The 12,547-nt window shown below is 71.6% G+C and carries 13 protein-coding genes; 4 read left to right on the top strand and 9 right to left on the bottom strand.

Translation table 11 applies throughout. From position 1 onward, the window contains the following. Position 1: 1 nt before the first annotated feature. Positions 2-298 (bottom strand): Asp-tRNA(Asn)/Glu-tRNA(Gln) amidotransferase subunit GatC, encoded by a 297-nt coding sequence (gene gatC, locus ACZ6TU_RS23170; protein ID WP_467676826.1) that lies wholly within the window; start codon positions 296-298, stop codon positions 2-4. A 104-nt stretch (positions 299-402) separates the two neighbouring features. After that, positions 403-774 carry a DUF4267 domain-containing protein gene (locus tag ACZ6TU_RS23175; RefSeq protein ID WP_467676824.1) on the bottom strand — a complete coding sequence of 124 codons (372 nt, stop codon included), beginning with the start codon at positions 772-774 and terminating at the stop codon, positions 403-405. Positions 775-862: 88 nt separating this feature from the next. On the opposite strand from ACZ6TU_RS23175, the gene ACZ6TU_RS23180 reads away from it, so the two are divergent. Further along, entirely contained in the window at positions 863-1,450 is a 588-nt protein-coding gene (locus tag ACZ6TU_RS23180; protein WP_467676822.1) for a TetR/AcrR family transcriptional regulator, read from the top strand. A 47-nt stretch (positions 1,451-1,497) separates the two neighbouring features. Here the strand turns inward: ACZ6TU_RS23180 and ACZ6TU_RS23185 are convergent, their stop codons facing one another. The 6 genes from ACZ6TU_RS23185 to ACZ6TU_RS23210 all read right to left on the bottom strand — a co-directional run bounded on the left by ACZ6TU_RS23185 (position 1,498) and on the right by ACZ6TU_RS23210 (position 9,327). Next, positions 1,498-3,762, bottom strand: a complete 2,265-nt coding sequence (locus ACZ6TU_RS23185; RefSeq protein WP_467676820.1) for a putative bifunctional diguanylate cyclase/phosphodiesterase — start codon at positions 3,760-3,762, stop codon at positions 1,498-1,500. A gap of 257 nt (positions 3,763-4,019) precedes the next feature. After that, a complete protein-coding gene (gene ligA / locus ACZ6TU_RS23190; protein WP_467676818.1) occupies positions 4,020-6,215 on the bottom strand; it encodes an NAD-dependent DNA ligase LigA in 2,196 nt (731 codons plus the stop codon). Between the two features lie 15 nt (positions 6,216-6,230). Continuing rightward, complete coding sequence (locus ACZ6TU_RS23195) at positions 6,231-7,238, bottom strand: methionine synthase (RefSeq protein WP_469550697.1); 1,008 nt, start codon at positions 7,236-7,238, stop codon at positions 6,231-6,233. A gap of 29 nt (positions 7,239-7,267) precedes the next feature. Next, positions 7,268-7,966: an SDR family oxidoreductase gene (locus ACZ6TU_RS23200; RefSeq protein ID WP_467676814.1), complete on the bottom strand. Its 699-nt coding sequence runs from the start codon at positions 7,964-7,966 to the stop codon at positions 7,268-7,270. An 18-nt stretch (positions 7,967-7,984) separates the two neighbouring features. Then, the gene (locus tag ACZ6TU_RS23205) at positions 7,985-8,524 is read right to left on the bottom strand and encodes an LOG family protein (protein WP_469550701.1); all 540 of its coding nucleotides are present in this window, start codon (positions 8,522-8,524) and stop codon (positions 7,985-7,987) included. Continuing rightward, entirely contained in the window at positions 8,521-9,327 is an 807-nt protein-coding gene (locus ACZ6TU_RS23210) for a class I SAM-dependent methyltransferase (protein WP_467676810.1), read from the bottom strand. Before ACZ6TU_RS23210 ends, ACZ6TU_RS23205 begins: the two co-directional genes overlap by 4 nt. A gap of 82 nt (positions 9,328-9,409) precedes the next feature. Here ACZ6TU_RS23210 and ACZ6TU_RS23215 point away from each other — a divergent pair, with 82 nt between their 5' ends. Together ACZ6TU_RS23215 and ACZ6TU_RS23220 are read left to right on the top strand one after the other, a co-directional pair. Next, positions 9,410-9,733 carry a DUF427 domain-containing protein gene (locus tag ACZ6TU_RS23215; protein ID WP_184988450.1) on the top strand — a complete coding sequence of 108 codons (324 nt, stop codon included), beginning with the start codon at positions 9,410-9,412 and terminating at the stop codon, positions 9,731-9,733. A 61-nt stretch (positions 9,734-9,794) separates the two neighbouring features. Beyond that, positions 9,795-10,577, top strand: a complete 783-nt coding sequence (locus ACZ6TU_RS23220) for an alpha/beta fold hydrolase (RefSeq protein WP_467676808.1) — start codon at positions 9,795-9,797, stop codon at positions 10,575-10,577. 78 nt (positions 10,578-10,655) lie between these two features. Here the strand turns inward: ACZ6TU_RS23220 and mnmA are convergent, their stop codons facing one another. Then, complete coding sequence (gene mnmA / locus ACZ6TU_RS23225; RefSeq protein WP_467676806.1) at positions 10,656-11,786, bottom strand: tRNA 2-thiouridine(34) synthase MnmA; 1,131 nt, start codon at positions 11,784-11,786, stop codon at positions 10,656-10,658. A gap of 60 nt (positions 11,787-11,846) precedes the next feature. Between mnmA and ACZ6TU_RS23230 the strand changes: the two genes are divergently transcribed. Beyond that, positions 11,847-12,512 (top strand): N-acetylmuramoyl-L-alanine amidase, encoded by a 666-nt coding sequence (locus ACZ6TU_RS23230; protein ID WP_467676804.1) that lies wholly within the window; start codon positions 11,847-11,849, stop codon positions 12,510-12,512. Positions 12,513-12,547 lie beyond the last annotated feature (35 nt).

Here is a 12,547-nt window from a genome sequence, read left to right on the forward strand (position 1 = left end):
GTTACTCCTCCCCCAGGATCTGCGGCACCTTGAAACGCTGCTGCTCCTGGGCCGGGGCTCCGGAGAGCGTCTGCTCGGGGGTGAGCGAGGGACGGACCTCGTCCGGGCGCATGACGTTCGTCAGCGGGAGCGGGTGCGAGGTCGGCGGTACGTCTTGGTCGGCGACCTCGCTGACGCGGGCCACCGCGCCGATGATGTCGTCCAGCTGTCCCGCGAAGTGGTCAAGCTCTTCGGGCTTCAGCTCCAGACGCGCCAGCCGGGCGAGGTGGGCGACCTCCTCGCGCGTGATGCCAGGCATGCAGCGATCCTCTGGGGTGAGTGAATGTGGTGTGGCCTAATCCTATGGGGCGGGGGGCCGTGCCCGTGAAACGGTTTGCCGCCCCGGAGGCTCAGGGAGCGCGCTCAGACCGCGAAGAGCAGTCCGGCAGTGATCAGGACGACGACCGCGGTGGCGAAGTGGATCCCGAAGGCCACCGCCTTCGTACCGCCGTGGCGCAGCACGATCAGCATGTCGCCGAGCGGCACGAGTGCCACGCCGAGCATGAACCAGGCCTCGGCCCGGGCCCCCGCGAAGGCGAGCAGTGCCAGCCCGACCAGCCCGAAGGTTCCGTCTCGCAGGCCCTTGATCGTCAGGTAGGCGCCGGCGTCGCCGCCGGGATCTGCCGGGACGCCGTAACCGGCAGCGGAGGGGGCGGGCTGGAACAGGAACCGGTAGCCGAGGAACAGGCAGAACAGGTTGAGCACGACAGCCAGGGTGTATGCGGCGACGGTCACGTCTTCTCCTCGTTTCTAGCGGTGCTAGCGATGAGAGCGAAGCTAGCAGAGCATCGACAGGAATGCTAGCGGTGCTAGAATTTCTCGCATGACGATCCAGACGCGCCGGGAGCGCGAACGAGCCGAACGCGAGCGACTGATCGTGACGGCCGCACGGGAACTGGCGGAGGCGGAGGGCTGGGACGCGGTCACCACCCGTCGGCTCGCCGATGAGATCGAGTACAGCCAGCCGGTCCTCTACAGCCACTTCAAGGGCAAGGGCGCGATCATGGCGGCGGTGGCGGTGCAGGGCTGCGCGGACCTGGCCGACGAGCTCCGGGCGGCGCGCACGGCGACCGGGAGCACCCGCGAGGCACTGGCGGCGGTGGGCGCGGCGTACACCGCCTTCGCCCGGCGGCGGCCCGCGCTCTACGACGTGATCTTCACGCTCGCCGTGGACCTGCCCTTCGCCACCCCCGAGGCGCCGGCGGCTCTCCAGGACGCCTTCGGCGAGCTGATGCAGGCCGTCCGGCCGATCGCGGCCGAGGGCGAGGACATGGGAGCGCTGACGGAGACGTACTGGGCCGGGCTGCACGGGCTGGTGACCCTGATGCGCAGCGGCCGGCTGCCCGAGGAGGCGCACGAGCGACGGCTGGCGCTGTTCATCGGCCGCTTCGTGCCGCAGGGCACGGACTGAGCGCTCACCCCGGGGAGTGCGCCACGGGCGAGCGCAACAGCGGGGGCCTACTCGTCGGCCGTCGCCGCGGGCAGCGCAGCGCGCGGCCGCTGCCACCCCCGGGGACCCCGCGCCCGCAGCCACGCCGTGGTCTCCTCCGGAGGCATCGCCGCCGCTACGAGCCATCCCTGTACGGCGTCGCAGCCGAGGTCCCGCAGGCGCTCCCAGGTCTCGTCGTCCTCGACGCCCTCGGCGACGACGAGCAGGCCGAGGGAGTGCGCGAGGTCGACCGTGCAGCGCACGATCTCCGCGTCCTCGGTGTCGACGGCGAGCCGGGCGACGAACGAGCGGTCGATCTTCAGTTCGCTGACCGGGAGCCGGCGCAGGTGCACCAGCGACGAGTAGCCCGTGCCGAAGTCGTCCAGGGACATCTTCACGCCGTGCCCGGTCAGCGCGTTGAGCGTGTCGGCTGCACGCCCCGGATCCTCCAGCAGGACGTGTTCCGTTATCTCCAGTTGGAGCGCTCCCGCCGGGACTCCGTGCCGGGCCAGCCGGGCGGCGACCGAGCCGGCGAAGCCGGGGGTGTGGACGTCACGCGGGGACACGTTGACCGCGACCGGGACGAACAGTCCCTGGGCCCGCCACCGTGCGACCTGGGCGAGCGCGGTCTCCAGGACGTACTCGGTGAGATGGGGCATCAGGCCGGAGGACTCGGCGATCGCTATGAACTCGTCCGGCGGCACCTTGCCCCGCTCGGGGTGCACCCAGCGGACCAGGGCCTCCAGACCCGCGACCTGTCCGTCGAAGCGGACCTTGGGCTGGTAGTGCAGCTCGACCTCGTGGGCGTCCAGCGCCCTTCGGAGGTCTCCCAGCAGACCGAGCCGGTCCGGGGTGTTCGAGTCGCGCTTGGACTCGTAGACCTCCACGCCCGTACGGTCCCGCTTCGCCTGGTACATCGCCACGTCCGCCCGCCGCAGCAGACCTTCGGCGTCCAGGGCGTGGTCGGGGAAGACGGCGACCCCGGCGCTGGCCTCCAGGACGAGGGTGAGGCCGTCGAGGTCGAGCGGGGAGCTGAGCGCGGAGACCAGGTTGCGGGCGATTCGGGTCGCGGACGTCGTGGAGTCGGCGACCGGCAGTAAGACGGCGAACTCGTCCCCGCCGAGCCGCGCGGCCTCCGCCCCGCGCGGCAGCGCCACCCGCAGCCGGTCGGCGATCTGGAGGAGCAGCCGGTCACCGGCCAGATGACCGAGCGTGTCGTTGACCGACCGGAAGCGGTCGAGGTCGATCAGCATCAGGGCGGCGCGCGCGTCGATCCGCTCGGCGTCGTCCAGCGCGGTCCAGATGCGCTCCAGCAGCCACTGACGGTTGGGCAGCCCGGTCAGCGGGTCGCGCAGCTGCTCCTCGGCCCTGGCCCGGGCTATCCAGAGCGTGGAGTCCAGGGCGATGAGGGGGATGGAGAACAGCGGCAGCAGGATCGGCTTGGCCACGGCCACGACGCAGACCAGCGGCGCGATCCCCAGCAGCGCGACCGCGACCAGGCCCTGTCTGACCAGGGCGGTGCGGGCGACGGTGGGCAGGCCGGGGCGCGGGGCGTGCAGGTACCAGAGCAGGACGCGGGTGACCGCCAGGTAGGAGACGGCGACCATGACCACCTCGGGCGCGGTGTAGAGCGTCCAGCTGTCCGGATCCGAGGGGGACTCGACGGACGGTACGGATCCGAAGACGCCCAGCACCAGGGCGCCGGCGCCGATGCCGAGGAGGTCGACCGCCCCGTGCAGGATGCCCTGGCGCCAGCGGTTGCGGCGGGCTATGCCGACCAGCACGACGACCGTGAGGCTGACCATGCCGGCCGGCAGCCAGCCGTACAGCAGCAGCACGGCGAGCGTGAGGGCGGCGCCCGAGCCGGTGCCGCCCCACCAGCGGGAGCGGCCGAGCATGACGAGGTGGCCGACGATGATGCCGGTCAGCACGGCCAGCGCCCAGCCGGCCGTGCCGGAGGGGAAGAGCGCGTGGCCGCCGGTGAAGGCGCGGTAGAACCCGGCACCCAGGACGAATCCGGCCGCCGCGACGACCGCCGCGGGAAGCGCGGGCCAGGACAGGTGCCGTTCCGCGTCCGCGCCGGTCAGGCCGGACGTGTGCTCGGTGACCGGCTGTGCGGCGCCGCGGCCGTCCGCCGCGGCGCGCCCCCCGGAGGTGCGCCCGTCCGCGGTGTACTGTCCGACGGGGCGCACTTCCACGCCCGGACGCCCCGTCCCACGGACTGCACGCCATACGACCGCCATGCGGCGCAGGCGCAGCCGTGAGCCCGGCGCGGCGCTCTCGGTCGGTTCCATTCCCGTCCCTCTCACAGCCGGCGGTGCCCACGCCCCGCGGCCCGGTGCCCGACAACCCTTGGGCGGCCCGCGTTGGAAAACCCTTCCCCGTGCTCCGCGAGCACGAAGATGCCCCGACCGCAGCTGGGCACGGCAGGCGCACATCTCAACAGTAGGCCGCAGAAGGCTTCCACGGGCAGCGGTCGCCGACGGTTGCCCGAATGCGCCCCAGCCACCCGTATGCATCTGGTATGCGCCGAACGGGTGGCCTTCAACCGCTACTCCTCAGCCGAAAGGGCGACTTCGGCCGCGGCGTCCGGCCCTTGTTCGAGCAGGACTCCGAAACCCTCCTCGTTCAGGACCGGGACCTTCAGCTGCATCGCCTTGTCGTATTTCGATCCCGGGCTGTCACCCACAACGACGAATGAAGTCTTCTTCGAAACCGAGCCGGTCACCTTCGCTCCGCGGCTCTGCAACGCCTCCTTGGCGCCGTCCCGCGTGAAGTGTTCGAGCGTGCCCGTGACGACGACCGTGAGCCCTTCGAGCGGGCGCGGCCCTTCGTCCTCGCCGGTGCTCTCCTCCTCCATGCGGACGCCGGCGGCCTTCCACTTTCGGATGATCTCGCGGTGCCAGTCCTCGGCGAACCACTCCTTGACGGCGGCGGCGACGATCGGGCCGACCCCGTCGGTGTTCTTCAGTTCCTCCTCCGTGGCCTGGTCGATGCGCTCGATCGAGCGGAACTCGCGGGCCAGCGCCTCGGCCGCGACGGGGCCGACGTGACGGATCGACAGACCGGTGAGGATGCGGGCGAGGGGGCGCTGCTTGGCCGCCGCGATGTTCTCCAGCATGGCGAGGGCGTTCTTGCGGGGCTGGCCCTCCTGGTTGGCGAAGATCGTGGCGACCTTCTCCTCGCCGGTCTTCGGGTCGCGCTTGGGCAGACCACTGTCCGGGTCGAGGACGTACGCCTTGATGGGCAGCAGCTGGTCGATGGTGAGGTCGAACAGGTCGCCCTCGTCCACCAGCGGCGGGTCCTCGGGCTCCAGCGGCTTGGTGAGGGCGGCGGCGGCGACGTAGCCGAAGTGCTCGATGTCCAGCGCCTTGCGGCCCGCGAGGTAGAACAGGCGCTCGCGCAACTGGGCCGGGCAGGTGCGGGCGTTCGGGCAGCGCAGGTCGACGTCGCCCTCCTTCATCGGCCGCAGTGCCGTACCGCACTCGGGGCACTCGCTCGGCATCACGAACTCGCGCTCGCTGCCGTCGCGCAGGTCGGCGACCGGTCCGAGGATCTCCGGGATGACGTCACCGGCCTTGCGCAGCACCACCGTGTCACCGATGAGGACGCCCTTGGCCTTGACCACGTCCTGGTTGTGCAGCGTGGCGAACTCGACCTCGGAGCCCGCGACCGTGACCGGCTCGACCTGGGCGTACGGCGTGACCCGGCCCGTGCGGCCCACGCCCACGCGGATGTCGACGAGCTTGGTGTTGACCTCCTCCGGCGCGTACTTGTACGCGATCGCCCAGCGCGGGGCGCGCGAGGTGGAGCCGAGGCGGCCCTGGAGCGGGATCTCGTCGAGCTTGACGACCACGCCGTCGATCTCGTGCTCCACGGAGTGGCGGTTCTCGCCGAAGTACGCGATGAACTCCCGTACGCCGTCGAGGCCGTCGACCACCTTGTTGTGCCGGGAGGTGGGCAGGCCCCAGGTCTTCAGCAGGTCGTAGGCCTGGGATAGGCGGGTCAGGCCGGTGAAGCCCTCCAGAGCGCCGATGCCGTGGACGACCATGTGCAGGGGGCGGGTGGCCGTGACGCGCGGGTCCTTCTGGCGCAGTGAACCGGCCGCCGCGTTGCGCGGGTTGGCGAAGGGCTTGTCACCGGCCTCGACCAGACGGGCGTTGAGCCCCTGGAACTTCTCCATCGGGAAGTAGACCTCGCCGCGGATCTCCACGAGGTCGGGGACGGAGTCGCCCTTGAGGCGCTCGGGGATCTCCGCGATCGTCCGGACGTTCGGTGTGATGTCCTCGCCGGTGCGGCCGTCGCCGCGGGTCGCGGCGCGGGTGAGACGGCCGTGCTCGTAGGTGAGGTTCACGGCGAGGCCGTCGACCTTCAGCTCGCACAGGAAGTGGTAGTCCTGCTCGCCCAGTTCCCTGGCGATGCGCTCCGACCAGGCGGCCATCTCCTCGTCGTTGAACGTGTTGTCGAGGGAGAGCATGCGCTGGCGGTGCTCGACCGCCGTGAACTCCGTCTCGTACGAGCCGGCGACCTTCTGGGTCGGCGAGTCCGGCGTGCGCAGCTCCGGGAACTCCTCCTCCAGCGCCTCCAGGGAACGAAGCAACTGGTCGAACTCCGCGTCGCTGACGACGGGAGCGTCCTTCACGTAGTAGCGGAAGCGGTGCTCTTCGATCTGCTCCGCGAGGCGCGCGTGCTTCTCCCGTGCCTCGGCGGGCACCGTCGTCGTCTCCGCTTGCTTGTCGCCGGCCACCGTGTCGTCCTCCCGTTACTCTGGGTTGTCCGCGAGGGATCTCGCCGCCCGGGCGCAGTGGGCTAGAGCCGTGCGCGCGTACCCCGGGGAGGCCCCCGCGAGTCCGCACGCCGGTGTGACCGTGACCGCCTCCGCGAGAAGCCCCGGTGACAGCCCCAGCCTGCGCCACAGCGTCCTGACACTCATGACGCTACCGGCAGGGTCTGACAATGGGCCCTCCGCGGACGGGACGACACCGGTGAAGAGCCGGGTACCGCCCTCCACCGCCTCCCCGATCACCTCGTCGTCACGCTCGGTGAGCAGGGAGAAGTCGAAGGAGAGGGCCGCCGCACCCACCCGGCGCAGCAGGGCGAACGGGACGTCGGGGGCGCAGGAATGGACGACGACGGGCCCGTCGGTGTGCACCCCGACGAGGTCGCGCAGCGTCTGCTCGACGATCTGCCGGTCGGCGGCCCGGTGGGTGCGGTAGCCGCTGGCGGTCTTCACCTGGCCGCGCAGGACGGCGGTGAGGGACGGCTCGTCGAGCTGGAGGACGAGCTGCGCGCCGGGGACCCGCCGCCGGACCTCGGCGAGGTGCAGCCGGAGCCCCTCGGCGAGGGAGGCGGCGAGGTCTCGGCAGGCGCCGGGGTCGGAGAGGGCTGCCTCGCCGTTCCGCAGCTCCAGGTTGGCGGCGAGGGTCCAGGGCCCCACGGCCTGGACCTTCAGCGGCCCCGCGTACTCCTGCGTGAATTCCTCCAGCGCGTCGAGGTCCTCGCCGAGCCAGGAGCGGGCCCGTCTGGTGTCCCGCCCCGGGCGGTCGCCGAGCCGCCAGCCGCTGGGCTCCACGCGCGCGTACAGCTCGACGAGCAGGCCGGCGGTCCGCCCGATCATGTCCGCGCCGGGGCCGCGGGCGGGCAGTTCGGGCAGGAAGGGGAAGTCCTCGAAGGTTCCGGTGACGGTTCTGACGGCTTCCCGGGCATCGCCCCCGGGCATGGAGCCGACGCCTGTGGCGGCACCGAACCTGAACTGGCTGTTTTCGCTCACCGGAGCAGCCTACGCAGCGGCCCGGCCGGTCAGTTCCCCGGACGTACCGTCAGGTCGTTGACCTCGGCGTCCCTCGGCAGGTCCAGGGCCATGACGATCGTCGTGGCGACCGACTCGGGGTCGATCCACTTCGACGCGTCGTACTCCTTGCCCTCCTGCTGGTGGACCTTGGCCTGCATGGGGCTGGCCGTGCGGCCGGGATAGACCGAGGTGACGCGGACGCCGCCCGCGTGCTCCTCGTGGCGGAGGGAATCGGCGAGGGCCTTCAGACCGTGCTTGGAGGCGGCGTACGCGGACCAGCCGGCGTGGGCGTTGAGCCCGGCGCCGGAGTTGACGAAGACCACGTGCCCCCGGGCGGCGCGCAGCTGGGGCAGGAAGTGGCGGGTCAGCTCCGCCGGGGCGACGAGGTTGACGTTGAGCTGGTGGCGCCAGGTCTTCGGGGTGAGCTCGCCGACCGGGCCGAGGTCGACGACCCCGGCGATGTGCAGCAGCGAGTCCACGCGGTCGGGCAGCGACTGGTGGGAGAAGGCCCAGGAGAGCTTGTCGGGGTCGGCCAGGTCGCCGACCAGGGTCTTCGCTCCGGGGAACTCGGCCGCCAGCTCCTTCGCGCGGCCCGCGTCGCGCGCGTGCAGCACGAGGTCGTCCCCGCGCGCGTGCAGACGGCGGGCCACGGCGGCGCCGATGCCGGAGCCGGCTCCGGTGATCACATGAGTAGCCATGCCCGCCATGCTCGCATCAGCGCGCGGTCACTCGATGCCCCGGCTCTCCTCCAGGTACGCCAGCGCCCCCACCGGCTCCTCCGCGAAGAACACCAGGTCGGTGAGCGGGCGGGGCAGGAAGCCCTCGTCCTCCATACGGCGGAACTGCACCTTCAGGCCGTCGTAGAAGCCCTCGGTGTTGAGCAGGACCACGGGCTTGTCCGTGTGGCCGTGCTTCTTCAGTTCCAGGATCTCCGTCGCCTCGTCGAGCGTGCCGGTGCCGCCGACCATGATCACCACGGCGTCGGCCTTCTCCAGGAGCAGCTTCTTGCGCTCGGCGAGGTCACGGGCGACGACCATCTCGTCGACGCCGGGGCGGGCCTTGGCGGCCAGGAACTGCACGGAGACGCCGACGAGCCGGCCGCCCGCCTCCTGCACGCCGTCGGCGACCACCTTCATGAGGCCGACGTCGGAGCCGCCCCACACCAGGGTGTGGCCGCCCTTGCCCAGCAGCTTGGCGAACTCCCGCGCGGGACGGGTGTAGCGCTCGTCGAGGTCGGCGGCGGAGAGGAAGACACAGATGTTCATGGGACCACCGTACGGGCCCGGTCCACCGTCGTGGCGACGCGCATTTTGGACTGCCGGTGCGGGAGTTGTTCCCAGTCGTCCATGAAGCGTGCGTCCAGGCCGTACTTGGCGGCGAGTTCGGTCAGCGTCGCCGTCCGGTAGTAGAAGTCCTCGTGCAGCACCTGGTGCTCCTCGCCCTCGGTGCGGTCGAACGTGAAGTCGAAGAACCCGCCGGGGGCGAGGATCCGGCCGACATGGGCGAAGCACTCCTCGATGACGTGCAGCGGCGAGTGCGAGAAGACGCTGTGCGCGTGCACGACGTCGAAGTGCCCGTCGGGCAGGAAAGCGAAGGTGAGGTCGTCGGCGAGCGCCAGATAGGGCAGTTTGGGCTGGAGTTTCTCGGCCGCGAGGGTGTCCTGGGCGGCGAGCAGGATGTGTGGCGAGATGTCGATGCCGTAGTAGTGCCCGGCGTCGAGGTAGTCGATGAACAGCCGCCCGGCGCGCAGGTTGCCGCAGCCGATCTCCAGCATGCGGTGGTGCGGCTGGAGGCCGTGCCCCACCATGTAGTCGAACTGCATGCGTCCGATCCGCACCCACGCCTCACGCGAGGGGTTGTGTCCCACCGCCGCCTCCGCGCTGCGCGCCGCGTCGGAGGCCATCACGGCGCGGTAGTACGCGATGTGGTCGTCGCGGTACCGCAGCCGCAGCCAGGCGTCCCGCGCCGCGCGCCGGGCGTGCGCGGGCACGCGCTCCGGGTGGCGCAGGGCGTACCGGACCTGGTGGGCCAGGGCGCTGCGGTTTCTGGCCGGTTCCGTGGCTTGCATGGGTGGCCTCCTGCGGCGAGGGAAGAACTCCGCTTCGACGTGCGCTGTATCCGAGGAGTCCGCTACCCCGAGGAGGGCGTTCGTGACCACCGGGCATCGCATCACCATCAAGAAGAGTGACCGGCCCGTGCGCGTGGTGTACGCCGGGCAGGTCCTGGCGGAGAGCGACCGGCCGCTCGTCCTGCGCGAGACGGGCTGTCCCGATCGCTACTACATCCCGGCCGAGGACGTACGCCTCGACCTGCTGACGCCGTCCGGCACGCGCACGTACTGCCCGTTCAAGGGCACCGCGTCCTACTGGTCGCTGCCGGACGCCGCGGACCTCGTCTGGGCGTATCCGGAGCCCAAGCCGGACGTCGCGGAGATCAAGGACCACCTGTGCTTCTACGAGGTGGAAGTGATGTGATCGGCTGACGCGCGGCCCGCCTCATCGATGAACACCGTGCCGTGCGGCAGTCTGCATTGGCATGGACAAGAAGATCCTTTCGCGTGACGGCACCCGCATCGCCTACGAGAGCACCGGCCGGGGCCCCGCGGTCGTCCTGGTGAGCGGCGCGATGTCGACGGGCGGCACCCTGGCGCCGCTCGCCGTGTCGCTCTCGGAGCGTTTCCAGGCCGTCGTGTACGACCGCCGGGGCCGCGGTGCCAGTGGGGACACGGCGCCGTACGCCGTGGAGCGCGAGGTCGAGGACCTGGCGGCGGTGATCGAGGCGGTGGGCGGCGAGGCGTTCCTGTACGGCATCTCGTCGGGCGGGGCACTGGCGCTGGAGGCGGCGGCGAGCGGCCTGCCGGTGCGGCGCGTCGCGGTCTACGAGACGCCGTTCGCGATGTCCGAGGAGGGCGCCAGGGAACGCGCGGAGTACACCGAGCGTCTGACGGAGGCACTCGGTGAGGGGCGGCGCGGGGACGCGGTCGAGCTGTTTCTGCGACTGACCGGCCTCGGTGAGGGCGTGATCCAGGGCGCCCGCCAGTCCCCCATGTGGGCCGCCATGGAGTCGATCGCCCCGAGCCTCGCCTACGACGACGCCGTCATGCGCGACGGCCGGGTGCCGCGCGCCCGGCTGGGCTCGGTCGGCGTCCCGGTCCTGGCGGTCGCGGGCGACGCGAGCCCTGCCTGGCTCCGCGAGGCGGCCCGGGCGATCGCGGACTCCGTCCCCGACGGGTCGTACCGGACGCTCCAGGGGCAGACGCACATGGTGGAGCCGAACGTGATGGCGCCGGTGCTGGTGGATTTCTTCACGCGGGGCTGAGCTGAATTCTTCACGCGGGGCCGAGAGGGACGGGGGCACGCGCGCGTGGAGCCTGCCCGCCCCCGGACGCCCGCAGGGTCAGGCCACGCCCGCCGTAGCGCGAGTCGTCGACGCGATCGTCGCCGACCCCACCACGCGTGTGTCGTCGTACAGGACGATCGCCTGGCCGGGGGCGACGCCGCGGACCGGCTCCGCGAACGACACCTCCAGGTGGCCGTCGACCAGCTCGGCGGTGACCTCGGTCTCGCCGCCGTGGGCGCGGAGCTGGGCCGTGTAGGTGCCCGGGCCGGTGGGGGCGACGCCGCACCAGCGCGGCTTGATCGCGGTCAGGGCGCTGACGTCGAGCGCGTCGGCCGGGCCGACCGTGACCGTGTTGGTGACCGGGGAGATGTCGAGGACGTAGCGCGGCTTGCCGTCGGGCGCCGGGGTGCCGATGCGCAGGCCCTTGCGCTGACCGATGGTGAAGCCGTACGCGCCTTCGTGCGTGCCGAGCCGGTTGCCGGACTCGTCGACGATGTCGCCCTCGGACCTGCCGAGCCGGCCCGCCAGAAAACCCTGGGTGTCGCCGTCGGCGATGAAGCAGATGTCGTGCGAGTCGGGCTTCTTGGCCACCGCCAGGCCCCTGCGCTCGGCCTCCGCGCGGATCTCGTCCTTGGTGGTGACCGTGTCACCGAGCGGGAACATCGCGTGGGCGAGCTGCTTCTCGTCCAGGACGCCGAGGACGTACGACTGGTCCTTGGCCATGTCGGAGGCGCGGTGCAGCTCGCGGGTGCCGTCGGGCAGGGTCACGACCTGCGCGTAGTGGCCCGTGCAGACCGCGTCGAAGCCGAGCGCCAGCGCCTTGTCCAGCAGCGCCGCGAACTTGATCTTCTCGTTGCAGCGCAGGCAGGGGTTGGGGGTGCGGCCGGCCTCGTACTCGGCGACGAAGTCCTCGACGACGTCCTCACGGAAGCGGTCGGCGAGGTCCCACACGTAGAAGGGGATGCCGATGACGTCCGCGGCGCGGCGGGCGTCGCGCGAGTCCTCGATGGTGCAGCAGCCCCGCGCGCCCGTCCGGAAGGATTGAGGGTTGGCGGAGAGCGCGAGGTGGACGCCGGTCACGTCGTGGCCCGCCTCGGCCGCGCGGGCGGCGGCGACGGCGGAGTCGACTCCGCCGGACATGGCGGCCAGGACGCGGAGGGGACGGGAGCGCTGCGGGGTGTCAGTCATAACCCTTCCAGGGTACGGGGGCGCGGGAACCAAGACCGCCGGGTATCCGTTGGCGATCACATGGGGGCGAGACGAGCATCCAAGGACACGGACCGGCGCATCGGGCGGCGGGCCCTGATCGTCGGCGGGGTGGCGGCCGCCGCGGGTTCCGCGGTGCTGGCCCGGGACGAGCTGGGCCGGCTGTGGTGGCGCGTGCCGGGCGTCGAGAAGCCGCGCAAGGAGGGCGAGGTCGACTACGCGGGCGCGCGCTGGGTGGCCGCGTCGGACGCGAACTGGCGCCGCGCGGACCGGCCGGACGACTACGGCATAGACATGGTGGTCGTCCATGTCACCCAGGGCAGCTTCGACAGCGCGGTGAAGGCCTTCCAGGACCCGGCACACAAGGCGGCCTCGCACTACATCGTCCGCAAGGACGGGCACATCGCCCAGATGATCCGCGAGCTGGACGTGGCGTACCACGCGGGCAACCGCTCCTACAACGAGCGCAGTGTCGGCATCGAGCACGCGGGTTTCGTGGACCGCCCGCAGGACTTCACTGACGAGATGTACGAGGCCTCGGCCCGGCTCACGGCCCGGATCTGCGCGCGCTACGACATACCCGTCGACCGCGAGCACATCATCGGCCACGTGGAGGTCCCGGGCACGGACCACACGGACCCGGGGCGGCACTGGGACTGGGACAGGTACATGCGGCTGGTGCGTGAGGCGCGTACGGCACGGGCGTGAGCGAGCAGTGGTCACGGGCATGAGCCGGCAAATGA

This window comes from Streptomyces sp. NPDC052064 (assembly GCF_055585925.1).